We start from the raw sequence: 25,958 nt of genomic DNA on the forward strand, positions 1-25,958 counted from the left end.
ACGGCAGTCATTTCTGGCTTGGTCCTCCCTGGCAAGACGGCCGGCGCTCCACGGCACGGGATCATCGGCCGTATCAAGCGCATGGCCGGTCCCTCAAACCGACCAAGAAGGCCTTCGCGCAACCACGCTTGGGCACCCTGAAACGCTTTCGCCACGACGCCGATAATCGCGACGGCGGGCACTATTGCACTAATATAACAGTTCTGGCAAGCTGGTTTTCAGAGCGCTTTTTGCAGGGGAGGCAACCGGCTTCGCGCATACGTGCATTCCGGTTGGCATTCTAATATAATTTATCCATTGGCGTGGACGAGCGATGGGATTTTCCATGGATCTAGACCCTTCAACCCTCAATCGGGCCCTGCCGCTGCGCGACCAGATCTACAACAAGATCCGTAACCTGATCGTCGTCGGACAGCTGAAGCCGGGCGAGATCATCAATGAAGTTGCGATTGCCGAGGCGCTCGGCGTATCGCGCACGCCGGTGCGCGAGGCGGTCAAGCGCATCAGCGACGAAGGGCTGGTCAAGATCCTGGCGCAGAGCGGCACCTATGTGGCGCCGATCAGCCGCGCCGATCTCGAGGAAGCCTATGTCATCCGCCGGGCGCTGGAGATGGAAAGCGCCAGGCGTGCCGCGGCCAAGATGACGCCGCAGGCAGCCGAACTCCTTGAAGACAACATGGCCGCTCACAAGCTCGCCATTTCGCGCGGACGCTATGCCGTCGCGATCCAGCTCGACGACGTCTTCCACCGCACCATAGCCGAGATCTGCGGCCTACCGGCGATCTGGCGGGTGGTCGACATCTCCAAGGCGCAGATGGATCGCGGCCGCTATCTCGCGATCCCCAAGCCCGGCTATGGCGAGCAGACGATCGAGCAGCACGAGGCCATTCTCGACGCGCTCAAGCGTCAGGACGCCGAGGGCGCCGCGCAGGCGATGGAGAGCCACTTGGAGACATCCTTCCGCAACACGCTCGAAGTCGCCGCCGAGCTCCTCGGCTAGATCAGGGTGACATTTCGTTCAATCGCCATCCTGATCCAGCTCTTTGTTGGAGCATGATCTTATCCGAAAACCGATTCCCACCTTTCGGGATCATGCTCTGCAATCCCAGGAAAGGTGTGACGCGGTTTTCCGTCCGGAATTGCGTGACGACAAAAGACGCGGCCAAACAAAGCGAGACCAGTTGATGAAGAGAATGGGGCTTTGCATCGGCCTGAAGGCCGAGGCGATCGAGGAATACAAGCGCGTCCATGCCGCGGTGTGGCCCGACGTGCTCGAGGTCATCAGCCGCGCCAACATAAGGAACTACTCCATCTTCCTGCGCGAGCCGGAGAACCTGCTGTTCGCCTGTTGGGAATATCACGGCGACGATTTCGCCTCCGATGCCGCGCGGATGGGGGAATCGGCCGCGATGCGCAAATGGTGGGAATTGTGCGACCCCATGCAGCAACCCTTGGCCACCCGCGCGCAAGGGGAGTGGTGGGCGGCGATGGAGGAAGTCTTCCACTTGGACTGAACCGCTCGCGACGCCAACCGGGTCGCGGGTGCGGGACGGCGCGGGCATGTGAATGATGCCCCACGACAGCGGTTCCGACTGAGCCCAGTGGGTCGCAGCCTTGACCGCCGTCATTCTATTATATTAGTATTCCTAGTCGGTGATCTCGTGGCCGGCGCCGGCGAGAATTTTCTTCAGAGTCTTGGGCAATGGCACGCTTCATCAAGCTTTCGCATGCGGACAACATCCTGCTCACGGTCGATCCGCTAGCGACCGGCGAGAAGGCCGGCGACGTCGCGGCGCGGGCCCGAATCCCGCGCGGACATAAGATGGCCATACGCGACATCGCCGCGGACGAGCCAATCGTGAAGTACGGCCAGACCATCGGCTTCGCGCGCGGAGCGATCGCGGCCGGGGACTGGGTGCACGAGCACAATGTCTACCTGCGCGATTTCGAGCGGGACTACGGCTATGGCGCGGACGCCAGCCAAACGGCGATGCTTCCCGACGGCGAACGGGCGACCTTCATGGGGTATCGCAGGCCGAACGGCAAAGTCGGCACGCGCAACTATATCGCCACGCTGACCTCGGTGAACTGCTCGGCCAGCGTCGCGCGCTTCATCGCCGAGGAGGTCAACCGCTCCGGTATCTTGCGCGACTATCCCAATGTCGACGGCATCATCTCGCTCGTCCATGGCACCGGCTGCGGCATCGACACCAAGGGCCCGGCTTACGATCTCCTGAAGCGTACGCAATGGGGGTTCGCCACCAATCCCAATGTCGGCGGCGTGCTGATGGTCGGGTTGGGCTGCGAGGCCTTCCAGATCCCGCGCTGGATGCAGTCCTACGACATCGAGGAGAGCGCCACCTTCCGCACAATGACGATCCAGGAAACCGGCGGCACGCGCAAGACGGTCGATGCCGGCGTGAAGGCGATCGTCGAGATGCTGCCGATCGTCAACGCCGCGCGGCGCACGCCGCAACCGGCCTCCGAACTGGTGCTGGCGCTGCAATGCGGCGGCTCGGACGGCTATTCCGGCATCAGCGCCAATCCGGCGCTCGGCGCGGCGGTGGACCTGCTCGTCGCGCAGGGCGGGACCGCCGTCCTTTCGGAGACACCCGAGATCTACGGCGCGGAACATCTTCTGACCCGCCGCGCCGAAAGCCGGGCGGTCGGTGAAAAGCTGATCGAGCGCATCCGCTGGTGGGAGGATTACACCGCCAGGCACGACATGGAGATGAACAACAATCCCTCGCCCGGCAACAAGCTGGGGGGATTGACGACCATCCTGGAGAAGTCGCTCGGCGCGTCGGCCAAGGGCGGCACCACCAACCTGCGCGCGGTGCTGGAATATGCCGAGCCGATCAACGAGCGCGGCCTCGTCTTCATGGACACGCCAGGCTACGACCCGGTCTCGGCCACCGGCCAGGTCGCCGGCGGCGCCAACATATTGTGCTTCACCACCGGGCGCGGCTCGGCCTTCGGCTGCAAGCCGACACCTTCGATCAAGCTCGCCTCCAACTCGTTCATCTTCGAACAGATGCGCGACGACATGGACATCAACTGCGGCGACATACTGGACGGCGTGACGCTGGCACGGAAGGGCGAGGAAATCTTCGCGGAGATCCTGCGGGTGGCTTCCGGCGGACGCACCAGATCCGAGGCGCTTGGCTATGGCGACAATGAATTCGTGCCGTGGAGCCTCGGCGCCACCATGTAACGTCGCGACGCCGGATCGGAGGTTCAGGCATTCCGGCTTGTTGCGACCGACTTCCGAAATATCCCCGATAAATCAGACTGGAGGAAACGCCCGATATGAACAGGATCGATCTGGACGGTCAGCACGCGGTGGTGACCGGCGGCGCCCAGGGCCTCGGCTTCGCCATGGCCAAGCGCTTCGTCGCCTCGGGCGCCACGGTCACGCTTTGGGATCTCGACGAGGCGCGCCTCGATGCCGCCAGACAGGAGCTCGGCAAGGCCGCCACGACGCTGGTGGTCGATATCGCCGACTGGGACGCGGTCGATGCAGCCCGCGCCAGGACCGAGGAGATCGCCGACAAGATATCCATCGTGGTGAACTCCGCCGGCATCGCCGGCCCGGCGGCGCCGCTCGATGTCTATGACGTCGACGTCTGGAAGAAGATCATCGACATCAACGTCAACGGCACATTCTACGTCAACCGCGCCGTCGTGCCCGGCATGAAGGAGCGCAATTACGGCCGCATCGTCAACATCGCTTCGGTGGCCGGCAAGGAAGGCAACCCGAATGCCGCCGCCTATTCGGCCTCGAAGGCAGCTGTCATCGGCCTGACGAAGTCGCTCGGCAAGGAGCTGGCGCAATACGACATCGCCGTGAACTGCATTTCGCCGGCAACCGCGCAGACACGCATCCTCGACCAGCTGACGCCCGAGCATATCGAATACATGCGCTCGCGCATTCCGCGCGGCCGCCTGCTCGAAGTCGACGAAGCCGCCGCGATGGTCGCGTGGCTGGTCTCGAAGGAAAACAGCTTCACCACCGCCTCGACATTCGACCTGTCGGGCGGGCGCACCACCTACTGAGCAATTCCAGGAAAAGTTGCGCTACTGCACCACGCGCTTCTCGAGTTTGCGGGCAAGCGTGCGCCGGTGCAGGCCAAGCCGGCGCGCGGTTTCGGAGATGTTGAAGCCGGTCTCAACCAGCGTTTCGTGGATGCGCTCCCATTCGAGGTTCTTGATCGAGGTGGGGCGGCTGGTGAGCGGCACCGAAACGTCGCCCTCGGCGCGGCCGAAGGCGGCTTCGATGTCATCGGTGTTGGCGGGCTTGGCCAGATAATGGCACGCGCCGAGCTTGATCGCCTCGACAGCCGTGGCGATGCTGGCAAATCCCGTCAGCACGACGATCCGCATCGACGGATTGCGGGCGCTGAGCAGTTTGACGCATTCGAGACCCGATCCCGCTCCAAGCTTGAGATCGACGACGGCGTAGACCGGAACGGCCGTTTCCAACGCGACCAGCAGCGCCTCGCGGTCGTGGCAGACCACGACATCGTAATCACGCTTTTCGAAGGAACGCTTGAGCGTCCGCGCGAAGGTTGCGTCGTCCTCCACGACAAACAAGGATCGATCAGATTTCACGATCGTCTCCATCGGTCAGCGCCGCCAGCGGCAGCGAAAGGTTAACGCGGGCGCCCTCGGCCATGTTGCGCGCCGAAACGTCGCCGCCGAGCTTGCGCACCACATTGAACACCAGGAAGAGCCCCAGGCCGCCGCCTGGCCGCCCCTTGCTCGACATATAGGGCTGGCCGAGCGCGGCCAGAATATCCTTGTCGAAACCCGGTCCGCGATCCTCGACGGAGAGCACCAGCTTCCCATCCTGCCGCTCGGCAGTGATGCCGACCCAATCGTGCGATGCTTCCAGCGCATTGTCGAGCACATTGAAGATCACTTGCTTCAGCGCCGTGTCGGATACGATCTGCTCGTCCGGCTCGAAACCGTTGCTGTAATCCAGCTTGAAAGGCTGGCGGCTGGAACGCCACTCCTGCACGAGATCGTCGAGGAAGCGGCGGATCGTGGTGCGGATCGTGCCCTCGCCCCGCGCCTGGCCGGAGGACATGAGGATGCCCGTGACGATGCTTTTGCAGCGCTCGATCTGCGCCTGCATCTCGGCCACGTCCTCGGAAAGCTCACGGTTGCGCTTGACGCCGCGCATCTGGCGCCAGTCGGACAGGATGACCGATATGGTCGAGAGCGGTGTGCCCAGTTCATGCGCGGCACCCGAGGCCAGCAGGCCCATGCGCACGATGTGGTCTTCCTCGGCCGAACGCTGGCGCAGGTCGGCGAGGTAGGCATCGCGTTCGCGCAGGTTGCGGTTGATGCGCGTCATGAAGATCACGATCAGGCCGGCCGCGAGCACGAAGCAGATGAACATACCGCGCAGATGCAGCGCCAGGAGGTCGCTGCCGCCATGATGCGGGAGCGCGATCGGCTGGAAAACGAAGATGAGAAAGACGAAGCAGACCGAGGCGGCTACCACCAGGAGCCAGGTCGACCATGGCGCCAACAGCGCGGCGCCGAGCGTGATCTGCAGCAGATAGAGCGACACGAACGGATTCGAGGCGCCGCCGCTCAGGTAAAGCTGCGTCGTCAGCGCCGCCATGTCGAAGATCAGCGCGACGAAGAGCTGCGCGTTGGAGATGCGGCGATTGCCGCGCAGGGCGAGCAGGCTGAAGATGTTGAGCCCGACGAGGAAAAGCACCACGCCGGCCATCTCAGTGAGCGGCAGCGGGATCGCGAACCAGTATTGCGTCACCAGGATGGTCAGCACCTGCCCCGCCACCGCCAGCCAGCGCAACTGGATGAGGAGCAGCAGGTTCTTCCTGTTCGTCACGTCGGAATTTGAGGCGGCGCCTCCCTGTCCGGCGACCGGAACCGTCAGGATCGGTTTGTCGCGATGAAACCGCGCGATCGAGATGTTCATCTTGCCGCGTCCCGCTTCCGACGTCCGGCGAAGATCGGCCTGGCGAGGGCGGTCGCCAGCATCGCTGCCAGGGCAAACCAGGTCAAAGCATAGACCAGATGGCTGTTGCGGAAGGTGACGACGGTGAGCCCGCCGCGCGGCCAGCCAGCCGGCTCGGACGCTCCGGCATCGATGAAATACGGCGCGACATCCGCCAGGCCGCGCGCCTTCGCGATGGCGTCGACGTCGCGCGAATACCAGCGATTGGCCGCCGGATCGTTGCTGCGCAGGAAACCGCCGCGCGGTTCGCTGATGCGCAGCAGCCCGTCGACCGTCGCCGTCGCGGCGAAACCGCCACCCTCCCGCTCGAACTCGGCCTTGCGTTCCTGCGGGATGAAGCCGCGGTTGACGAGGACCGTGAAACCGCGGTCGCCGCGCATCGGCGTCAGCACCCAATAGCCGCCGCCAAGCTCGGTCACCGCCTGCACCAGCGTGTTGGCACCGCCCTCAAAGCGCCCGGTCAACCGCACATGGCGATATTCGTAGTCAGGCGCGCTCAACCCGCTCCAGTCCCGCGGACCAGGCGCATCGACGACGGGAGCATGGATGCGTTGGTCGACGCGGGCGATTAGGTCGAGCTTCCAGACCCGCCTTTCCAATTGCCAAATCCCGAGCCCGAGAAACACCAGGACGCCGAGAAGCCCAGCCAGCGCAAGCAAGAATCGCGACGCGGAGCCCTTCGGGGTGGCATGAGAGCCAGTACTTGTCCGGCCGATCATGTCCTTTGCCTCGACTTTGGCCCTCTCCACACCCGACACACTCACGCCCGAAACGGGGCTCATGGCATCTCCCGCATCTCGTGGAGCCCGGGCATCATGTTGGCATTGAGGTGGTACATCACCCAGAGCGAGCCGCTGAGCACGATGACGACGAGGATCACCGTGAAAATGAGCGCCAGCATCGACCATCCGCCTTCCGAGGCGGGGTTCATATGCAGGAAGAAGACCATGTGCACCACGATCTGCACCACCGCGAAGGCCATGACGATGATGGCTGTGGCCTGCTTGTTGTCGATGGCTCCGCTCATGACCATCCAGAACGGGATGGCGGTGAGGATCACCGACAGGACGAAGCCGATCAGGTAGCCCTTCAGCGACCCGTGCGCGGCGCCGCCATGCGTGTGGTCGTGATCGGCATGATCATGCGCGCTCATCTGAGCATCCCCATCAGATAGACGAAGGTGAAGACGCCGATCCAGACGACGTCGAGGAAGTGCCAGAACATCGAGAGGCACATCAGCCGGCGGCGGTTGGCCTCGATGAGGCCGTATCTCGCGACCTGCACCATCAGCGTCGCCATCCACACGATGCCGAAGGTCACGTGCAGGCCGTGCGTGCCGACCAGGGTGAAGAAGGACGACAGGAAGGCGCTGCGCTGCGGCGTCGCGCCTTCATGGATCATGTGCGCGAATTCGGATAGCTCGATGGAGAGGAACGCCATGCCGAACAGCATGGTCACCACGAGCCAGGCTTGCGTCGCGCCGACGCGGCCCTTGTCCATGGTCAGCATGGCAAAGCCGTAGGTGATCGAGGACAAGAGCAGCATGGTGGTGTTGACCGCCACCAGGCCGAGGTCGAACAGATCCTTCGGCGCCGGACCGGCCGCGTAATTGCCGCCGAGCACGCCATAGGCCGCGAACAGCATGGCGAAGATCAGGCAATCGCTCATCAGATAGAGCCAGAAGCCGAGCATGGTGCTGCCGCCTTCGGCGTGCGCATGCTCCTCTTCCAGGTGGAAGACCGGTGCGGTATCGGCCGTGATCGCAGTCGATGCCATGCTCGAACCCTAGCCCTGGGCGGCGAGGAGCGTCGTCCTCGCCTCTTCCGTTTGCGCGACCTCGGCAGCCGGGATGTCGAAGTCGCGGTGATAGTTGAAGGTGTGGCCGATCGCGGTGGCGATGAGGCAGACGAAGCTCAGCGCCGCCAGCCACCACATGTACCAGATCAGGCCGAAGCCGAGCGCGACGCTGAAGACGGCGAGGATGAGGCCGGTGCCGGTGTTCTTCGGCATGTGGATCGGCTTGAAACCGGACAGCGGGCGCCGGTAGCCGGCCTTCTTCATGTCGAACCAGGCGTCGTTGTCGCGAATGACCGGCGTGAAGGCGAAGTTGTAGGCCGGCGGCGGCGAGGAGGTCGACCATTCGAGGGTGCGGCCATCCCAGGGATCGCCGGTGTGATCGGCCAGCGCTTCGCGCTTGCGGATGGAGACGAAGATCTGGACCAGGAAGGCGGCGATGCCGCAGGCGATCAGCACGGCGCCGAAGGCGGCGATGACGAACCATATCTGCAGCGAGGGATCGTCGAACACGCGCATGCGGCGCGTCACGCCCATCAGGCCGAGGATATAGAGCGGCATGAAGGCGAACCAGAAGCCGAGCACCCAGCACCAGAACGAGACCTTGCCCCAGAACGGATCGAGCCTGAAGCCGAAGGCCTTCGGCCACCAATAGGCGATGCCGGCGAACAGGCCGAACAGCACGCCGCCGATGATGACGTTGTGGAAATGCGCGATCAGGAACAGGCTGTTGTGCAGCACGAAGTCGGCCGGTGGCACGGCAAGCAGCACGCCGGTCATGCCGCCGACGGTGAAGGTGAGCATGAAGGCTACCGTCCACATCATCGGCAGTTCGAAGCGGATGCGGCCGCGATACATGGTGAACAGCCAATTGAATATCTTCGCCCCGGTCGGGATCGAGATGATCATCGTGGTGATGCCGAAGAAGGAATTGACGCTGGCGCCGGAGCCCATGGTGAAGAAGTGGTGCAGCCAGACGAGATACGACAGGATGGTGATGACCACCGTGGCGTAGACCATGGAGGTGTAACCGAACAGGCGCTTGCCGGAGAAAGTCGAGGTGACCTCGGAGAAGACGCCGAATAACGGCAGGATGAGGATGTAGACCTCCGGGTGACCCCATATCCAGATGAGGTTCACATACATCATCGGGTTGCCGCCGAAGTCGTTGGTGAAGAAGTTGGTGCCGACATAGCGGTCGAGCGCGAGCAGCGTCAGCACCGCCGTCAGCACCGGGAAGGACGCCACGATCAGCACGTTGGTGCAGAGCGAGGTCCAGGTGAAGACGGGCATGCGCATCATCGTCATGCCGGGGGCGCGCATCTTGATGATGGTGCAGATCAGGTTGATGCCGGACAACGTCGTGCCGACGCCGGCGACCTGCAGCGCCCAGATGTAGTAATCGACGCCGACGTCGGGACTGTAGTTGATGCCGGAGAGCGGCGGATAGGCCAGCCAGCCGGTGCGGGCGAATTCGCCGACGAACAGCGAGGCCATGACCAGGATGGCGCCGCCGACCGTCATCCAGAAGCTGAAATTGTTGAGGAAGGGGAAGGAGACGTCGCGCGCGCCGATCTGCAGCGGCACGACGAAGTTCATCAGCCCGGTGACGAAAGGCATCGCCACGAAGAAGATCATGATCACGCCATGGGCGGTGAAGATCTGATCGTAGTGATGGGCGTTGAGATAGCCCTCGGAACCGTTGAAGGCGATGGCCTGCTGCAGGCGCATCATGATGGCGTCGGAGAAGCCGCGCAGCAGCATGACGAGGCCGAGCGCCATGTACATGACGCCGATCTTCTTGTGGTCGACGCTGGTGAACCACTCGCGCCACAAATAGCCCCAGAGCTTGAAATACGTGATGGCGCCAAGAACAGCGACACCGCCGAGCGCCACCACGATGAAGGTGCCGACGACGATCGGCTCGTGCAGTGGCAGCGACTCCAGAGTGAGGCGGCCGAAGATGAATTTGGTCAGCGTCTCAGGCATCCGCCATCCTCACAATTCGAAGCGCAGCAGGCCGAGCGACGGCGTCTCGGCGTCGGCGCGGCGGCTGCCTGCCCCTGGACTGAGCAGCCCCGCCCCGCGCAATGGCGAAAGATCGCGCACCGGCCAGTATTTCGCGTCGGCATCGCGGGCCGCGCGCGAGGCGGCGGCTGCTTCCTCCGCCGTGCAGATGCTTGCGACATAGGACGGATCGTTGCCGAACACCGCGCCGCGCCGGGCAAGCTTGTCATATTGCAGCGGCAGGGTGTTGCGCACGCCGGCGAGCCCCAGGCCGCCCTTGGCGTCGATCGACATCATCTCGTTCATGCACATCTTGCCGCGCTCGACGCACAAATTGAGGATGGCGCCGAAGAGGTCGGGATCGACGGAGGCGTAATGGCGGACCGGCTCGTTCTCGCTCGGACGTTCGAGCTCGAGATAACTGTCTCGGTTGAGCGTGGCCTGCGCGCTCTTGGTCTGCGTCACCCAATCGGCGAAGGCCTGGTCGGAGAGGCCGTGGAAGGCAAAGCGCATGCCGGAGAAGCCGGCGCCGCTGTAGTTGGCCGAAAAGCCGGTATAGGTTCCCGGACGGTTGATGACGGCGTGCAGCTTCGTTTCCATAGCGGGCATGGCGTAGATCTGCCCGGCAAGAGCTGGAATGTAGAAGGAGTTCATCACCGTCGAGGAGGTAATGCGGAAGTCGATCGGCTGGTTGACCGGCGCCGCCAACTCGTTGACGGAGGCAATGCCGTAATCGGGATAGATGAAGAGCCATTTCCAATCCAGCGCGACGACCTCGACCTTGAGCGGCTTGTGGTTCTGGGTGACCGGCTGTCCTGGTTCGATCCGGTCGATGCGCCGGTAGGGATCGAGCAGATGCGTGCCGAGCCAGGTGAGCGCGCCCAGGCAGATGATGACGAGCAGGGGTGCCGCCCAGATCACCAGTTCCAGCTTGGTCGAATGGTCCCAGTCCGGCGTATAGGTCGCCGTGGTGCTGGATTGCCGGTAGCGCCAGGCAAACAGCACCGTCAGCGCCATGACGGGCACGATGATGAGCAGCATCAGCAGGGTGGAGACGACGAGCAGGTCGCGCTGCTGCACTGCCACGTCGCCCGCGGGCACCAGCACGACCAGATCGCAGCCGCTCAGCAGCACCGCGAGCGGAAAAAGAAGCAAGGCTCCGGATCGTCTCATCAAACGCTGCCCTCGATGGCCCTGCAGCAGGATCTCTGCAGGTTGCGATGCGATATCGACCAACGGCTACTGCCGCAGGCACGGCGACGACATTGGACAATTTGTCCAATGCCCAGTCGGTATGGCTTTCGCGAAAGTGTGCACGCATAATTGGATGACGACAACATCGCATCGGGACGACGACAATCGCGTTCCGAACTTGAGCTCGGTGGCGACGGAAACGATGGCTGAAACTTCGACTTCCGAAACGGACAGCAGGCTGATCGGCTCGCATCACGGCCAGGTCAGCGCGGGCGATATCGCGGTCGGCGTGATCATCGGCAGGACGTCGGAATTCTTCGATTTCTTCGTCTATGCCATCGCTTCCGTGATCGTGTTCCCCAAGCTTGTGTTCCCAACGCACGACCCGCTGGTCGGAACGCTCTACTCCTTCGCCATCTTCGCGCTGGCCTTCATCGCGCGCCCGTTCGGCACCGTGCTGTTCATGGCGATCGACCGCGCCTATGGCCGCGGCGCCAAGCTGACGATTGCGCTGTTCCTGCTCGGCACCTCGACGGTCGCCATGGCATTCCTGCCCTCCTATGAGGATGTCGGCGCGGTCGCCGCCTGGCTGCTGGCGCTCACCCGCTTCCTGCAGGGCCTGGCGCTCGGCGGGACATGGGACGGACTGCCCTCCCTCCTGGCGCTGAATGCGCCGCAGAACCGGCGCGGCATCTATGCGATGATCCCGCAGCTCGGCGCGCCGATCGGGCTCATCGTGGCAAGCTCGCTGTTTGCCTTCTTCGTCGCCAACCTCTCGGCCGACGATTTCTTTGCCTGGGGCTGGCGCTATCCCTTCTTCGTCGCCTTCGCCATCAACGTCGTGGCGCTGTTTGCCAGGCTGCGCATCGTGGTCACGCCCGAATTCTCGAAACTCTACGAGAGCGGCGACCTGCAGCCGACGCGCATCAGGGAGATGGTTCGGACTGAAGGACGCAACGTCGTGGTCGGCGCCTTCGCGCCGCTGGCGAGCTTTGCCCTGTTCCATATGGTGACGGTGTTCCCGCTATCCTGGGTGTTCCTGTTCACCAATGAGGGCCCGGAACGTTTCCTGGTCATCGAGGCGGTGAGCGCGCTGTTCGGCATCGCGGCCATCGTCGCATCGGGGCCGCTGGCCGACCGTGTCGGACGTCGTGCCTTGCTCGGCGGCGGCGCCGTCGCCATCGCCGCTTTCAGCGGCTTTGCCCCACAGCTTCTCAACGGCGGCACCGTCGGCGAGACGGTGTTCATGGTGCTCGGCTTCATCCTGCTGGGCTTAAGCTTCGGGCAGTCCTCGGGCGTCGTGGCATCGAGCTTCTCGCGCCAGCACCGCTATACCGGCTCGGCGGTGACATCGGACCTGGCCTGGATGTTCGGCGCCGGCTTCGCGCCGCTTGCCGCGCTGCTCCTGGCCGGCAATTTCGGCCTTATCGCCGCCGGCGCCTACCTGCTTTCGGGCGCCGCCTGCACGCTGATCGCGCTCTGGATCGACAGGCAAGCGTCCACGACCGACCGCTAAAGCGCGTCGCGCTGAAGCGGATTCAGGTGACGCGCTTTTAAGGCTTTGTTTTCATGCATGTCGTTATCGCAAAACCGCTGCACACTTTTGCGCGACATGCATTAGTAGATCGCCGCAGGCGCCCAATCAGACCTGGTAGAAATCCCGGTACCATTCCACGAAGCGCGGGACGCCGATCTCGATCGGGATCCTGGGCTTGAAGCCGATCACCTCTTCGAGCGAGGTGACATCGGCGAAGGTCGCCGGAACGTCGCCCGGCTGGAGCGGCATCATGTTGCGGATCGCCTTGCGCCCAAGCGCGTCTTCCAGCACGTCGATGAGCCGGCTGAGCTCGACGGGTGAACTGTCGCCGATGTTGTGGATCCTGAACGGCGCGGTGCTCGTCGCCGGGTCCGGCGCAGCGCTTTTCCAATCGGGGTTGGGTGTCGCGGGATGCTGCATGACGCGGACCACCCCCTCGACGATGTCGTCGATGTAGGTGAAATCCCGCTGCATGTTGCCATGGTTGAAAACGTCGATCGGCTGGCCGGCGAGGATGGCCTTGGTGAAGATAAACAAGGCCATGTCGGGCCGTCCCCATGGACCGTAGACGGTGAAGAAACGCAAGCCCGTCGTCGGCAGTCCGAACAGATGGCTGTAGGTGTGGGCCATCAGCTCGTTCGCCTTTTTGCTGGCGGCATAGAGGCTGAGGGGATGGTCGGCGGAATCATGCACCGAAAACGGCATGCGCGTGCTGCCGCCATAGATCGAGCTCGACGAAGCGTAGACGAGATGGCCGACCGATGCCTGCCGGCACCCTTCCAGGATGTTGAGGAAGCCGTTGAGATTGCTTTGCGCATAGACGTGCGGATTGACCAGCGAATAGCGGACGCCTGCCTGCGCGGCGAGGTTGACGACGATCTCCGGCGCGACCGACGCAAAGACCCTCGAGATGCCATCGCGGTCGGCGAGATCGACATGCTCGAAACGAAAATTCGGGAACGCCTTCAGCCGCTCGAGCCGCGCCTGCTTCAGCGCGACGTCGTAATACTCGTTCATGGAATCGAGGCCGACAACCTGCCGGCCTTCGGCAAGCAGCCTCTGGCAAAGGTGAAAACCTATGAAGCCGGCTGCGCCGGTGATCAGGATCGGCCTGCTCGACGTCAATGCATACCCCTAACGCTGTAGCCAGACCATTTACCGACCAATCGCCCGCGGACAGTCTGCGGATCAACGCAGCCCAGGCCGATCTTGGCGACAGGTTCGGGCACGCCTTGAATTCCTCAGGCTGGTCGAGACTTGCGCCTTTTATGGCAGGCCGGCGTCGAATTCAACGATACGCTGTCTTCTGCCATTTCCCAGGCAGCTCCCTGTCATCGCGCCGGCGGTAGAGCCAGCGGCTGCAGAGTCTTCAACATGGCGAGCAGCTGGCTCTGCTGATGGGTGCCGGTTTTCTGGAAGACGCGCTCGAGATAGGTGCGGGCGGATTTGACGGTGATGCCGCCCCGCGCGGCCGTTTCCGCCAAAGTGAGTCCGGCGGCAAGATCGGCTGCCAGCCGTGCCTCCGCCGGCGTCGAAGATCTGAGCGCTGGCCGAGTTCGACAGGCCGCTCGCCTTCTGGAGCACTGAGTTCCACCGCTCCGGGACGAAGGCCGCCTTGCATATGGTTTCGATCAGATCGATCATCGCCGCCATGGACCGATGCGGGCCGGACGGGCCCGGAAACCATCAGTGTCCGACACAGGAAGCTCAATCTCAAGCCAACGCTTATATGGGGACGTGGACATGGGTCGAACCCGCCCGCGTGGAATGAGATTGCGCACACGGCCCCGATTGGGGATTTGCTTTTCTTGGTGATCCCCCTTCACTGGGGCAAACTGCCAGCGGGCTGTCAGGAGGAGAAATGAGAGCACGCGCGGCGACGGTCGGAGACCTGGAAGATGTCTTCCACGGCCTGTCCAAGCGAATGTCGGACGAGTATGTGGCGGCCGGCAAGGACAGCAAAAGCGCCTATGACAATCTGATGATGAACCTGAAGGAAGGCCGGGCGCATGCGCTCGTCCAGGACGACAGGACGGTGGCGATCATTGCCTGGCACGAGCATGCGGACGCCGCCGATACGCTCTTTGCCGCGCAGGAGGATTTCTTCAACGCCTCGACGGTCCGCTTCTGCAAGCGCCACATCCGCCATGTCCAGGCGCTCGCCGGCAACCTTCCCATACATTCGCGCAGCTGGCTGGACAGGCCCGACGTAGCGAGATGGTTCCGCGTGATCGGCTATGTCGACCGAGGGCGCGAGAACGGCGCCACCCTGTTCGAGCTGCCCCCCGGCCGCCAATAGCTGAAAGGCCGCGACGATGCCTGCGCCCGCCGAGGTCCTTCTCGTCAGAGGCCGAACCAGCGCGACCTCCTGCTCGCGCCGAACATCTCCTTGTCGGCACGGAGTGTGACCGAGGGCTCATAGTAATTGCCGGTCGGCGAGGGCCCCGAGAAGAAGTCGACCTCGACCTTGCCGATGCGCCCGCCGCCAAACTCGATATAGCAGGTCCCGAACCCATCATAGAGGGTCCCACCGCCTCTGTGGCGCAACTTTGCGACGAGGGCGCTGGCCACCGCCCGCGCGGCGCCCTCGGCGAAGACGCCGGCCTTGGGCGTGCCGGTGTTAGCGCCGTCGCCGACGGCGTAGACATTCTCGTATTTCGTTTCGAGCGTACGCGGATTGACCGGAATCCAGCCGTTTTCAGACATGCCGCTTTCGAGCACGACCGGCGGCACCCGGTGCTTGGGCACGCCAAGGAAAAGCTCGAAAGGCATTTCCGAGCCGTCGTCGAGGACGGCCACGTTTCGCGTGTTGTCGACGGAGGCGACACGGCGCCCCGGGATGAATTTGATGCCGCGCTCGGCGAAGGCGGCAAGCAAGGCGAGCGAGGTGTCGGGCGAAGGCGGCACCGGGCTGCCCAACGGCAGCACCAGCGATATCTCGCAAGCCTCGCGCACGCCTTGCCGCACCAGATAGTCATGCAGCATCAGCACGCATTCGCTGGGTGCCGGCGGGCATTTGTAGGGCGCGCCGCAGACCCCCACCATCACCCTGCCCTTCTTGAAACCTGGCAGCATGTGGCGCAGCCGTTCCGCCCCGGGCACCGAATAGAACTCGTTGGTTCCGGAAAGACCAGGCGTTGCGTCGAAATCATATTCGGCGCCAAGTGCCACGATCAGATGGTCGGCGTCGAACACGCCGTCATCGGTGACGACACGGCGGCTTTGCGGATCGATCGCTGTGATGGTGCGCTTCAGCATGCGCACGCCGGGCTTGGCGAAGCTGGCATAAGGCAGGCGAACCGCTTCCGGCTGCTTCAGGCCGAACATGACGTCGAGCTTGGAGAAGCCGAAAATGAAGTTATCGCTCTTGTCGATCAGGGTCACGTCGATGGCGTCGCCCATCGCTTCGGAAAGCAGCGTCGTGAGTTCAAGGCCGCCGAAGCCTGCCCCAAGGACGACGATGCGCGGTTTGTTTGCCGTGTTCATCTCAGTTTCCTACCCTGTCTCTGGCGCCAAGCGCCGGTTGATCTTCATTCCCTGAAGTGGCGGCGAGGACTCCATTTCCTCGCCGTCGATGCCCTTACCGCCAAGGCCTAGCGGGCTTGCCGCTTGCACTCGTCAGGTGAGGACGGGCTGCGGCACGATGCGAATGTAGGGCTTGGGTTCCTTCCAGCCCTGCGGATAGAGCTGCCTGGCCTCGTCGTTCGACACCGAGCCAGCGATGATGACGTCGTCGCCGGGCTTCCAGTTGACGGGGGTCGCCAGGCGGTGCTTGGCCGTCAGCTGCAGGGAGTCGATGACGCGCAGCACTTCATCGAAGTTGCGGCCAGTCGTCATCGGATAGGAAATGACCAGCTTGATCTTCTTGTCGGGGCCGATGACGTAGACATTGCGCACCGTCTGGTTGTCGGCGGCGGTGCGGCCGTCGGCAGTGTTGCCGGCCGAGGCCGGCAACATGTCGTAAAGCTGGGAGACGGCCAGCGTCGGATCGCCGATCATCGGGAAGTTGGGGGCCGTCCCCTGCGTTTCGGCGATGTCCTTTGCCCAGCCTGCATGCTTCTCGACGGGGTCGACAGAGAGGCCGATGATTTTCACGCCGCGCTTGTCGAACTCGGGCTTCAGACGCGCCATGTAGCCGAGCTCGGTCGTGCAGACCGGCGTGTAGTCCTTCGGATGCGAGAAGAGGATGCCCCAATCCTTGCCCAGCCATTCATGGAAGGAAATCGGACCTTCGGTGGTGTCGGCCATGAAGTCGGGGGCGATGTCTGCGATACGGAGTGACATGGTTGTGTTCCTTTCCGGTTGGAATTCGATTGCGGCGCTAAATTAGGAAATCTATGTTCCGCCAGCGTTCCCCGACGACGGCCGCCCGGTGACGGCTTCGGCGGCGGCGCCCTTTCTTCCGGACGGTGAATGCATGCGCGTTTCGATCCACCTCCTCGGCCGGTTCGCCGTCAGCGTCGATGACCGGGTGGTCCCGGCGGCCGAGTGGCGGCGCGACCGCGCCGCGGCTTTGGTCAAGCTGCTTGCCTTGCGGCCTGGACATCGCGCCCACCGCGAGCAGATCATGGAGACCTTCTGGCCAGACGCGGACCCCGACGCCGCCGGCGCCAGCCTGCGCAAGGCCGTCCATTTCGCGCGTCGCGCACTGGGCGGCCGCGACCTGATCGACGTGAGCAACGATATCGTGGCGCTCGCCCCGGATGTCGAACTGGCGATCGACACGGAGAGCTTCGAGACCGCCGCGAAGGCCGCCCTGCGAGGCGACGACAGCAAGGCCTTCGCACACGCCGCCGACCTCTACGGAGGCAGGCTCCTGCCCGACGATCTGTTCGTCGAATGGCTGGACGCCCCGCGCGCGCAACTGCAGCAGCGCTATAGCGACCTCCTGCGCGCCGGCAATCTCTGGCAGCGACTGATCGCGCTCGACCCGGCCGACGAGCAGGCGCAATGCGCGCTGATGCAGGCAGCACTCGATGCGGGCAACCGCGTGGAAGCGATCCGCCAATTCAATCAGCTTCGCGACAATCTGCATGCCGAACTCGGCGTCGGGCCGAGCGCCGCCACCATCGCGCTCTACGAGAAGGCCCTGGCGCTGTCCGGCACGGAGACCGTCAGCCCGGTGGAGCAGATACGCACGTCGCTCGCCTGGGGGCTGGTGCATCTGCAAAGCGGCGAATTCGACAAGGCAAGCGAAATCGCCCGGCGCACGCGTGACCTTGCACTCGGCGCCGACCTGCCGCGCGAGGTCGGCGAGTCCAGCGCCTTGCTGGGCATCGCATCGATGATGCAAGCCCGGTGGCCGCAACTGTTCCGGTCCGAATTCATCGAATGGGTCCGCGCCAAACCCGCCTTCGTTCAGCATGTGTTCGACGGTCATCTGTGCCTTTCCGAATTCTGTCTGTGCAGCGCGAAGGGCCATGCCGAGGTCGCGGGACTTGCGCGGGAATTGCTAACCGTGGCCGAAGAGGCCGGATCGAGCGCGGGCCGCGGTCTCGCTTGCCTCCTGCTTGGAGAGGCCTCGCTTTTCTCGGGCAATCTCGACGGCGCCGAAGGCTTCCTTGCCGCGGCGGAACAATTGCTTCAGGAAGCGGATGCCGTGGCAGGCCGCGTGCTTGCAATCGAGCGGCTGGCCGAGATCGCGCTGGAACGCGGCCAAAGGTGGCGAGCCGGCCGTCTCATCCGCCGCGGCCTGGCGGATGCGGAACGATCCTGGCTTTCCCCACACCTGATCATTCGCATGCAGGCATTGGCCGTACGCGCCGCCTCCACGCCCAAGATGGTGGCCGAGGAAATCCTCGCCGGCGACCGGCTGCTGATCCCCGGCGCCTGCCAGCCCTGTTCGATGGCGCTGCGCACCGCGTCGGCGATAGCCCTTGCAGAAGCCGGCGACCTGGAACAGGTCGATCGCCGCCTGAACGATGCCGAGCGCATCGCCGGCATGTGGCAAGGCGGCCCTTGGGCCGCGGCGCTCTGGGAGGCGCGCGGCGTGCAGCGGCGGGCGCAGAACAAGGAAATGCGCGCGCTGGCGGCCTTCGAGGAGGCGGCAGGCCGCTACGAGGAACTCGGGCGGCCACGCGACCAGGCCCGCTGCCTCGCACGAATGAACCCCGCCGGCTGATTCCCCAATTTTGGCTCGCGCGTAGCCCAGGGCTCCGCATGAAAGGCGTCTTCCCCGGCAACGGCGACTTGCACAGAGCATTGTTTGGCGGAATTGTAGTAAACGCAGCCGGGGCAAACCGGCACGCCGGATCGGTATGGCTGCTGGAAATCGGGATGCTGCGCGTCTGCCTGGCCCTTGTCGTCATCGCTGCCCTGACGAGACCGTCGGGGGCGGAGACACGCGCCTCCCATCTTTTCGATCGTCCCGAGCTGTCGGCGGCATATTCGGGCCAATCCGATCTCGTCACCGCGTACACGACCGGCATGGCGCGCTATCGGCTTCAATATTCGGGCCATACGGACCAGGCCGGTTTGGCCGCGCCGCTCGAGCCTCGGCTGCTGCGGCCTGAATTCCAACAACGGACATGGCGTTCCTCGGATGGCAGCCTGCTGCAGGGCTTTGCCGGCAAGGGTGGCTTCCGGCTGACCGCAGGCAATTGCGTGACCCGCATCTGCATGGCCAGCGAATGCAGCGAGGCCGGCTGGCCGCTTTATGCCTGCAGCGACGGGCGCAAGCGCAAAATGTCGGTCAAAAGCTTCGTGACGGCAACATTCGACGGCATCTCCTACCGGCGGTTGAGCGCGCCGCAGGAGTGAGATCGGCGACCCGAACCGGGTTATGGAGCCGCTTGCGCCCATCTCGCCAGGCGTGGCATCGGTTGCAGCGTTTTGAGCAAGTCCGAAGACAGAGACAGTGGCACGCCAACCCGACCGACGATCAGCAACCCCAAAGGTCAGCCTCGCCCGAGCGCTTTCCAAGCTTGGCTTCTGCTCGCGCACGCAGGCCGAGCGTTTCGTCACCGAGGGGCGGGTACAGGTCGGCGGCAAGACGGTGCGCGATGCCTTGCTGCGCATCGATCCCGACCGCGACCGCATCACCGTCGACGGCGAGCGCGTCGTTGCCGAGCGCAAGGTCTATCTGATGCTCAACAAGCCGCGCGGGCTGGTCACGACCCGCGACGACCCCGAAGGCCGCGGCACCGTCTATGACTGCCTGGAAGGGCTCGACCTGCCCTTCGTGTCACCCGTTGGCCGCCTCGACAAGGCGAGCGAAGGGCTGCTTTTGATGAGCAACGACACGCGCTGGGCGAACGGTCTGCTCGACCCCGCCTCGCATATCGCCAAGACCTATCACGTGCAGATCGCGGCCGTGCCCGACGAAGCGATGCTGGAGCGCTTTCGCCAAGGGGCGGTCGTCGACGGCGAGTTGCTCACCGCAAGCTCGATCGCGCTGTTGCGCAGCGGCGGGCGGACGGCGTGGCTGGAGATCGTGCTCGACGAGGGACGCAACCGGCAGATCCGCAGACTGCTCAGCGCTTTCGACATCGAGGTGCTGCGGCTGATCAGGGTGGCGATCGGCGGATTGCAGCTCGGCGAGCTCGCCAAGGGCAAGGCCCGGCATTTGACGAGCGAGGAGCTGGCGATCTTGTCGACTTGACGCGCCAAGCACTCCCCCTCACCCGGATTGCCAGCCGAATTGAAGGCAATTCGGGGCAATCCGACCTCTCCCCAAGGGGAGAGGAGGTCGCCGGCGCCGAAATCAGCCTCTTCTCCCCGCCGGGGAGAAGGTGGCCGCGAAGCGGCCGGATGAGGGGGAGCCCGCGCTCGCTACTTCTGGTTCCACCTCCGGATGACCGGCTCGGTCAGATCGTGCTCGTAGCCGAGGATGCTGAGGCTGGCGGTGTCGAGCACGAAATGCTCGCCGCCTTGCGGCGGCAGGCCGACCCAGCGCGACGCGAACACACGCAGGAAATGCGAGCTGGAGAAGATGAGCACATCACCGACAACCGCGCGCAGCCCGGCGATGATGGTATCGGCGCGGGCGCCGACATCGGCCGCTGTCTCGCCGCCCGGACAGCCGTCGCGAAACAACTGCCAGCCGGGACGCTTGGACAATATCTCCTTGGTCGTCACGCCTTCATAGGCGCCGTAATCCCATTCCTGCAGGTCCGGCTTCTTGACCGCGCGCTCGCCGAAACCGGCGAGGCGGCAGGTGTCGAAGGCGCGCTGCGACGGGCTCGACCAGACCGCCTGGAAAGTCAGTCCCTCGAGGCGTTCGGCGACGCCGCGCGCGGCCTCCTCGCCTTTCGCGGTCAGGGGGATGTCGGTGCGGCCGGTATGCCTGCCCGAGAGACTCCATTCGGTCTCGCCATGACGGACAAGATAGATCTCGGGATACGCACTGCTCATCGACCGCCCTCTCGGCTGAATGGTTCGCCGGGATTCCGGCTCGCGCAGCCTATGCGGCGGCCGATAAAAAGAACAGGCCGCGGCGATTGCCGCGACCTGTTCGGCATCGGGAGGATGCTGGTTGGCTAGGCAGGCTGCAGGCCGCCCGACAACGCGAGGTCGGCTTCTTCCGACAACTGGCCGGCCATGGCGGCGGCGAACCTGGTCTGGTCGAGCTCACCTTCCCAGCGCGCCACGACGATGGTCGCGACCGCGTTGCCGACGAAGTTGGTGAGCGCGCGGCATTCCGACATGAAGCGGTCGACGCCGAGGATCAGCGCCATGCCGGCGACCGGCACGGAGGGCACTACCGAGAGCGTCGCGGCCAGTGTGATGAAGCCGGCGCCGGTGATGCCGGCGGCACCCTTCGAGCTCAGCATGGCGACGAGCAAGAGCAGGATCTGGTCGCCGAAGGTGAGCGGCGTGTCGGTCGCCTGGGCGATGAAAAGTGCTGCCAGCGTCATGTAGATGTTGGTGCCGTCGAGGTTGAAGGAATAGCCGGTCGGGATGACCAGGCCGACCACCGAGCGGTTGCAGCCGGCGCGCTCCATCTTGGCCATCAGACCGGGAAGCGCTGCTTCCGACGACGATGTGCCGAGCACCAGGAGCAATTCTTCCTTGATGTATCGGATCAGCGCCAGGATGGAGAAGCCGTTATACCATGCCACAGTGCCGAGCACGACGAGCACGAAGAGCAGCGATGTCAGATAGAAGGTCCCGATCAGCATGGCGAGGTTGGCGATCGCGCCGATGCCGTATTTGCCGACGGTGAAGGCCATGGCGCCGAAGGCGCCGATGGGCGCCGCCTTCATCAGGATGGCGACGAGGCGGAAGACCGGCGAGGTCAGCGCCTGCAGGAAATCGACCACGGGGCGGCCGCGCTCGCCGACCAGCGCCAGCGCTATGCCGAACAGCACCGAGAAGAACAGGACCTGCAGGATGTCGCCCTGCGCGAAGGCGCCGGTGATGGTGTCGGGGATGATGTTCATCAGGAAGCCGACGATGGAAGAGTCATGCGCCTTCTCGGTGAAGGTCGCCACCTTCGATGGGTCGAGGGTCGCAGGATTGATGTGCATGCCGGCGCCGGGCTGGATGACGTTCGACACGACGAGGCCGACGATGAGCGCCAATGTCGAGAAGACGAGGAAATAGATCATCGCCTTGCCGGCGACGCGGCCGACCTTGTGCAGGTCGGAGACACCGGCAATGCCGGTTGCCACAGTGAGGAAGATCACCGGCGCGATCACCATCTTGACCAGCTTGATGAAGGCGTCGCCAAGCGGTTTCAGCGATGCGCCCAGCTCGGGGTAGAAATGGCCAAGCAGGATACCGGCGGCAATCGCCACCAGGACCTGCACATAGAGATGCCGGTAAAAGGGAACCTTGCCGCGCGGTTCGGCGGCAGCGATTGCTGTCTGCATGATGTCCTCCGTTCGGCCCCCGATCGAGACGTTCGACCAGGGGGCTGTTGACCTCCACAGCCTCGCGGCTGCTGCGGATGCATTTGCAACCCGCGTGCCAGATGATGTCCGGAGTCTCGCTCTGTTGATTTTGTTGGATTTTTCGATCCGGCGACAAGCGTGTTGGAGAACACTAGTGCGGTTATCCGCATAGGTCGAATTGCGCTTTGTGCGAAATCATGCACAGATGTGGCATGCTGCAACGCCCGGCCGCTGCCCTCGCCCCAACGCCCGAACTGCTTGCCGGGCGGGCGCGGCGCACCTGGCTGCTGTTTACGGCGGTGGCGCTGCTGATCGTGCTCGCGGCGCTCTACGGCGCCGGGCTTTATGGTCGCTCGGCCGAGATCGAGGCTCTGGCCGCGCAAGGGCGCACGGACGCCAACCTCAAAGTCGCGCTGCTGCGCGCGGTGCTGGAAAATCCGCGCGCGCTGCCGCTGCTCCTGTCGGAAGACCAGCAGGTGCATGATGCGCTGACCGAGCGCAACCCCGCATCGATCGACGTGCTCAACCGCAAGCTCGAAGGGCTGGTCTCGGGCACCAAGGCCTCGGTGCTCTATGTCACCGGCACGGACGGCCTGGCGATCGCCTCCAGCAATTGGCGCGAGCCGGTGAGCTTCGTCGGCAACGACTATGGTTTTCGCGCCTATTTCTCGGGCGCGATGGAAACCGGCACGGCCGAATATTTCGCGCTCGGCAATGTCAGCAAACGTCCGGGCCTCTACATCTCGCGCCGCGTCGACGGCGCCGCGGGGCCGCTCGGCGTCGTCGTGGTCAAGATGGAGTTCGACCAGCTCGAATCCGACTGGCGCGAGGCGAACCGGCCGGCCTATGTCGGCGATGCGCATGGCGTGGTGCTGATCACGAGCGTGCCCTCCTGGCGTTTCATGACGACGGCGCCGCTGGCCGCTCCGGTTACGGCCGACATCCGCGCCAGCCAGCAATTCGGCGATGCGCCGCTGGTGCCCTTGCCGATCACGAAACCGCAACCGCTCAGCCCCGATGTCGCGCTCGTCCAGGCCATCACGCCCGGCGGCAGCGATGCGGAATATCTGCGGCTTTCCACCGCCGTGCCGTCGACACCCTGGCGCCTCGACTATCTCGTTCCTGCCGAAGCAGCGGTCGCGGCGGCGCAGCGGGAAATGCGGCTCCTGGTGCTCGGTGTCCTCGTGCCGCTCATTGCCTTTGCCGCCTATCTGTTGTGGCGCCGGCAATCCGGCCAGATGCGGATTGCCGCCGAACAGGCCGCGCGCGCCGAGCTCGAGCGCCGGGTCGTCGAGCGCACGCAGGATCTGAGCCTGGCGCGCGACCGGCTGCAAGCCGAGATCGCGGACCATCGCAGCACCGAAGCCAGGCTGCAGGTGATGCAGCAGGAACTGGTGCAGGCCAACCGGCTTGCCACGCTTGGCCAGGTCGCCGCCGGGGTCGCGCATGAAATCAACCAGCCGGTGGCGACGATCCGCGCCTATGCCGACAATGCGCGTGTCTTCCTCGAACGCAAGCAGAGCGCCTCAGCCGAGGAGAACCTTGGCGCCATCGCCGCGCTGACCGAGCGCATCGGCTCCATCACCGAAGAGCTGAAAGCTTTCGCCCGCAAGGGCCGCACCGCCGCCGAACCGGTCGAACTGCACGGCGTGATCGAAGGCGCCGTCGTGCTGCTCAGGAGCCGCTTCGCCGGCCGGCTGGATGCGCTGGCAATCACGCTGCCGCCGCCGGCGCTGAAGGTTATGGGCAACCGGCTGCGGCTGGAGCAGGTGCTGATCAACCTGTTCCAGAACGCGCTGGAGGCACTTGATGGCCGCGACGACGCGAAAGTCGAGGTTTCGGCGGCCGAGACCGGCGATGACGTCGCGCTCATGGTCTCGGACAACGGCCCGGGCATTCCGCCCGCGATCCTGAAGTCGCTGTTCACGCCCTTCAACACCTCCAAGGAAAAAGGCCTGGGGCTCGGACTCGTCATCTCCAAGGACATCGTCACCGACTATGGCGGGCGCATCGAGGTTTCGAGCAGCGGCCTGGGAACACGCTTCATCATCCACCTTTCGAAAGCCGGCGCTGCATGACGAAGCACGATCCAGCCCCGGTGATCCTGATCGATGACGATAGCGACCTGCTCAAGGCGACAAGACAGACGCTGGAGCTTGCCGGCTTTGCGGTGTCGGCCCATTCGGTGGCGAGCGAAGCGCTGGCGGCGCTCGACAGGAATTTCGCCGGCGTGGTGGTGTCGGATATCCGCATGCCGGAGATCGACGGGCTGCAGCTTTTCGATCGCGTGCTGCGGCTCGACCCCGATATCCCCGTCATCCTGGTCACCGGCCATGGCGATATCGCGATGGCCGTGAAGGCGATCAAGGACGGCGCCTACGACTTCATCACCAAGCCTTTCGCCGCCGACAGGCTGGCGCAGAGCGTTGCCCGGGCCGCTGAAAAACGGCGCCTGGTGATGGAAAACCGCGCCTTGCGCGAGGCGGCCGAGCAGGCGCAGGAAGGCTTGCCGCTGATCGGCCAGACGCCGGCCATGGAGCGGCTGCGCCGGACATTGCGGCAGATCGCCGACACCGATGTCGACGTTCTGGTGACCGGCGAGACCGGTTCGGGCAAGGAGGTGGTGGCGAGCCTGCTGCATCGCTGGAGCCGCCGCGCCAAGGGCAATTTCGTCGCGTTGAACTGCGGCACGCTGCCGGAGACGGTCATCGAAAGCGAGTTGTTCGGACACGAGGCCGGCGCCTTCACCGGCGCGCAGAAGAAGCGCGTCGGCCGCATCGAGCATTCGAGCGGCGGCACGCTGTTCCTCGACGAGATCGAGAGCATGCCAGCCTCGACGCAGGTGCAGATGCTGCGCGTCTTGGAAATGCGCGAGGTGACGCCGCTCGGCACCAATGAGATCCGGCCGGTCGACCTGCGCGTCGTTGCCGCCGCCAAGGTCGATCTCGGCGACGCTGGCCAGCGCGGCAATTTCCGCGAGGATCTCTACTACCGGCTCAATGTGGTGACGCTTTCGATCCCGCCGCTGCGCGAAAGGCGGGACGACGTGCCGCTGTTGTTCGGTTACTTCGCCGATCGCGCCGCCGCCCGTTTCCGGCGCGCCGTGCCGGCGATCTCCGCCGCGGTTCAGCGCCATCTCGGCGAACATGACTGGCCCGGCAATGTGCGCGAACTCGCCCACTTCGCCGAACGCTTCGTGCTCGGGCTGGACGACGTTGCCGCAGCGTCTTCCCCCGCGGCAACGGAGATCGGCACCCCCATGCCCTTGCCGGAACGGCTCGATCGTTACGAAGCCGAAATTATCCGCGAGACACTTGGTCGCAATGACGGCGACGTCCGCCGCACCATCGAGGCGCTCGGCATTCCGCGCAAGACGTTCTACGACAAGCTGCAGCGGCACGGCATCGTGCGCAGCGATTTTTCCAGGTAGATCAATTAATGCATGTCGCGCAAAAGTGTGCAGCGATTTTGCGATAACGACATGCATGAAAACAAAGCCTTAAAGCGCGTCGCCTGAATCCGCTCACAGTACACGACGCAAGGGTGAGGACGGCTTGAAGTGATTTGATTGGAGGATTCTTCGCCAAAAGGATCCGCCGAT

Annotated in this window: 24 protein-coding genes; 11 read left to right on the forward strand and 13 right to left on the reverse strand. The window is 64.3% G+C overall.

What is annotated here, in order from left to right:
- Nucleotides 1-325: 325 nt before the first annotated feature.
- The 4 genes from FJ424_RS15305 to FJ424_RS15320 all read left to right on the forward strand — a co-directional run bounded on the left by FJ424_RS15305 (nucleotide 326) and on the right by FJ424_RS15320 (nucleotide 4,056).
- The gene (locus FJ424_RS15305) at nucleotides 326-1,000 is read left to right on the forward strand and encodes a GntR family transcriptional regulator (RefSeq protein WP_140643267.1); all 675 of its coding nucleotides are present in this window, start codon (nucleotides 326-328) and stop codon (nucleotides 998-1,000) included.
- A gap of 184 nt (nucleotides 1,001-1,184) precedes the next feature.
- A complete protein-coding gene (locus tag FJ424_RS15310) occupies nucleotides 1,185-1,514 on the forward strand; it encodes an L-rhamnose mutarotase (protein WP_140654659.1) in 330 nt (109 codons plus the stop codon).
- 188 nt (nucleotides 1,515-1,702) lie between these two features.
- Nucleotides 1,703-3,214 (forward strand): altronate dehydratase family protein, encoded by a 1,512-nt coding sequence (locus FJ424_RS15315; RefSeq protein ID WP_140654657.1) that lies wholly within the window; start codon nucleotides 1,703-1,705, stop codon nucleotides 3,212-3,214.
- A 95-nt stretch (nucleotides 3,215-3,309) separates the two neighbouring features.
- Nucleotides 3,310-4,056: an SDR family NAD(P)-dependent oxidoreductase gene (locus FJ424_RS15320; RefSeq protein ID WP_140654656.1), complete on the forward strand. Its 747-nt coding sequence runs from the start codon at nucleotides 3,310-3,312 to the stop codon at nucleotides 4,054-4,056.
- 21 nt (nucleotides 4,057-4,077) lie between these two features.
- Here the strand turns inward: FJ424_RS15320 and FJ424_RS15325 are convergent, their stop codons facing one another.
- The 7 genes from FJ424_RS15325 to cyoA are packed head-to-tail and all read right to left on the reverse strand — an operon-like array spanning nucleotide 4,078 to nucleotide 10,966.
- The gene (locus tag FJ424_RS15325) at nucleotides 4,078-4,611 is read right to left on the reverse strand and encodes a response regulator transcription factor (protein WP_210239412.1); all 534 of its coding nucleotides are present in this window, start codon (nucleotides 4,609-4,611) and stop codon (nucleotides 4,078-4,080) included.
- On the reverse strand, nucleotides 4,601-5,953 hold the full coding sequence (locus FJ424_RS15330) for an ATP-binding protein (protein ID WP_140654652.1): 1,353 nt from the start codon (nucleotides 5,951-5,953) through the stop codon (nucleotides 4,601-4,603). Before FJ424_RS15330 ends, FJ424_RS15325 begins: the two co-directional genes overlap by 11 nt.
- Nucleotides 5,950-6,711 (reverse strand): SURF1 family protein, encoded by a 762-nt coding sequence (locus tag FJ424_RS15335; RefSeq protein WP_140654776.1) that lies wholly within the window; start codon nucleotides 6,709-6,711, stop codon nucleotides 5,950-5,952. Before FJ424_RS15335 ends, FJ424_RS15330 begins: the two co-directional genes overlap by 4 nt.
- Nucleotides 6,712-6,770: 59 nt before the next feature.
- Nucleotides 6,771-7,145, reverse strand: coding sequence for a cytochrome o ubiquinol oxidase subunit IV (gene cyoD, locus FJ424_RS15340; RefSeq protein WP_140643280.1), 375 nt, complete (start codon nucleotides 7,143-7,145; stop codon nucleotides 6,771-6,773).
- On the reverse strand, nucleotides 7,142-7,768 hold the full coding sequence (cyoC, locus tag FJ424_RS15345; protein WP_140643283.1) for a cytochrome o ubiquinol oxidase subunit III: 627 nt from the start codon (nucleotides 7,766-7,768) through the stop codon (nucleotides 7,142-7,144). The genes cyoD and cyoC overlap by 4 nt, the downstream gene beginning before the upstream one ends.
- A gap of 9 nt (nucleotides 7,769-7,777) precedes the next feature.
- Nucleotides 7,778-9,775: a cytochrome o ubiquinol oxidase subunit I gene (gene cyoB / locus FJ424_RS15350; RefSeq protein WP_140654650.1), complete on the reverse strand. Its 1,998-nt coding sequence runs from the start codon at nucleotides 9,773-9,775 to the stop codon at nucleotides 7,778-7,780.
- Between the two features lie 9 nt (nucleotides 9,776-9,784).
- On the reverse strand, nucleotides 9,785-10,966 hold the full coding sequence (cyoA, locus tag FJ424_RS15355; RefSeq protein WP_140654648.1) for a ubiquinol oxidase subunit II: 1,182 nt from the start codon (nucleotides 10,964-10,966) through the stop codon (nucleotides 9,785-9,787).
- Nucleotides 10,967-11,189: 223 nt separating this feature from the next.
- Between cyoA and FJ424_RS15360 the strand changes: the two genes are divergently transcribed.
- The gene (locus FJ424_RS15360) at nucleotides 11,190-12,503 is read left to right on the forward strand and encodes an MFS transporter (protein ID WP_140643290.1); all 1,314 of its coding nucleotides are present in this window, start codon (nucleotides 11,190-11,192) and stop codon (nucleotides 12,501-12,503) included.
- A gap of 126 nt (nucleotides 12,504-12,629) precedes the next feature.
- Here FJ424_RS15360 and FJ424_RS15365 read toward each other — a convergent pair whose 3' ends face one another.
- Together FJ424_RS15365 and FJ424_RS33615 are read right to left on the reverse strand one after the other, a co-directional pair.
- Nucleotides 12,630-13,649, reverse strand: coding sequence for an NAD-dependent epimerase (locus tag FJ424_RS15365; RefSeq protein ID WP_140654646.1), 1,020 nt, complete (start codon nucleotides 13,647-13,649; stop codon nucleotides 12,630-12,632).
- 206 nt (nucleotides 13,650-13,855) lie between these two features.
- Nucleotides 13,856-14,008, reverse strand: coding sequence for a hypothetical protein (locus FJ424_RS33615; protein WP_181166829.1), 153 nt, complete (start codon nucleotides 14,006-14,008; stop codon nucleotides 13,856-13,858).
- Nucleotides 14,009-14,385: 377 nt separating this feature from the next.
- Between FJ424_RS33615 and FJ424_RS15370 the strand changes: the two genes are divergently transcribed.
- Nucleotides 14,386-14,823, forward strand: a complete 438-nt coding sequence (locus tag FJ424_RS15370) for a hypothetical protein (RefSeq protein WP_140654644.1) — start codon at nucleotides 14,386-14,388, stop codon at nucleotides 14,821-14,823.
- A gap of 44 nt (nucleotides 14,824-14,867) precedes the next feature.
- Here the strand turns inward: FJ424_RS15370 and FJ424_RS15375 are convergent, their stop codons facing one another.
- Both FJ424_RS15375 and FJ424_RS15380 read right to left on the reverse strand, forming a co-directional pair.
- Nucleotides 14,868-16,010 carry an FAD/NAD(P)-binding oxidoreductase gene (locus FJ424_RS15375; RefSeq protein ID WP_140654642.1) on the reverse strand — a complete coding sequence of 381 codons (1,143 nt, stop codon included), beginning with the start codon at nucleotides 16,008-16,010 and terminating at the stop codon, nucleotides 14,868-14,870.
- A 132-nt stretch (nucleotides 16,011-16,142) separates the two neighbouring features.
- Nucleotides 16,143-16,808, reverse strand: coding sequence for a peroxiredoxin (locus FJ424_RS15380; RefSeq protein WP_140647410.1), 666 nt, complete (start codon nucleotides 16,806-16,808; stop codon nucleotides 16,143-16,145).
- A gap of 133 nt (nucleotides 16,809-16,941) precedes the next feature.
- Here FJ424_RS15380 and FJ424_RS15385 point away from each other — a divergent pair, with 133 nt between their 5' ends.
- The 3 genes from FJ424_RS15385 to FJ424_RS15395 all read left to right on the forward strand — a co-directional run bounded on the left by FJ424_RS15385 (nucleotide 16,942) and on the right by FJ424_RS15395 (nucleotide 20,124).
- Nucleotides 16,942-18,645 (forward strand): BTAD domain-containing putative transcriptional regulator, encoded by a 1,704-nt coding sequence (locus FJ424_RS15385; RefSeq protein WP_140654640.1) that lies wholly within the window; start codon nucleotides 16,942-16,944, stop codon nucleotides 18,643-18,645.
- Between the two features lie 38 nt (nucleotides 18,646-18,683).
- Entirely contained in the window at nucleotides 18,684-19,283 is a 600-nt protein-coding gene (locus FJ424_RS15390) for a hypothetical protein (RefSeq protein WP_246677258.1), read from the forward strand.
- A 97-nt stretch (nucleotides 19,284-19,380) separates the two neighbouring features.
- Nucleotides 19,381-20,124: a pseudouridine synthase gene (locus FJ424_RS15395; protein ID WP_140654638.1), complete on the forward strand. Its 744-nt coding sequence runs from the start codon at nucleotides 19,381-19,383 to the stop codon at nucleotides 20,122-20,124.
- A 170-nt stretch (nucleotides 20,125-20,294) separates the two neighbouring features.
- On the opposite strand, the gene FJ424_RS15400 is transcribed toward FJ424_RS15395, so the two are convergent.
- Nucleotides 20,295-20,876 carry a histidine phosphatase family protein gene (locus FJ424_RS15400; protein ID WP_140654636.1) on the reverse strand — a complete coding sequence of 194 codons (582 nt, stop codon included), beginning with the start codon at nucleotides 20,874-20,876 and terminating at the stop codon, nucleotides 20,295-20,297.
- Nucleotides 20,877-21,001: 125 nt separating this feature from the next.
- The gene (locus FJ424_RS15405; RefSeq protein WP_140654634.1) at nucleotides 21,002-22,336 is read right to left on the reverse strand and encodes a dicarboxylate/amino acid:cation symporter; all 1,335 of its coding nucleotides are present in this window, start codon (nucleotides 22,334-22,336) and stop codon (nucleotides 21,002-21,004) included.
- A 233-nt stretch (nucleotides 22,337-22,569) separates the two neighbouring features.
- On the opposite strand from FJ424_RS15405, the gene FJ424_RS15410 reads away from it, so the two are divergent.
- On the forward strand, nucleotides 22,570-24,435 hold the full coding sequence (locus FJ424_RS15410; protein ID WP_140654632.1) for a sensor histidine kinase: 1,866 nt from the start codon (nucleotides 22,570-22,572) through the stop codon (nucleotides 24,433-24,435).
- Nucleotides 24,432-25,787, forward strand: coding sequence for a sigma-54 dependent transcriptional regulator (locus FJ424_RS15415; protein ID WP_140654630.1), 1,356 nt, complete (start codon nucleotides 24,432-24,434; stop codon nucleotides 25,785-25,787). The genes FJ424_RS15410 and FJ424_RS15415 overlap by 4 nt, the downstream gene beginning before the upstream one ends.
- The last annotated feature ends 171 nt before the right edge of the window (nucleotides 25,788-25,958 follow it).

Source organism: Mesorhizobium sp. B3-1-8 (assembly GCF_006439495.1).
Classification (GTDB): Bacteria; Pseudomonadota; Alphaproteobacteria; order Rhizobiales; family Rhizobiaceae; genus Mesorhizobium.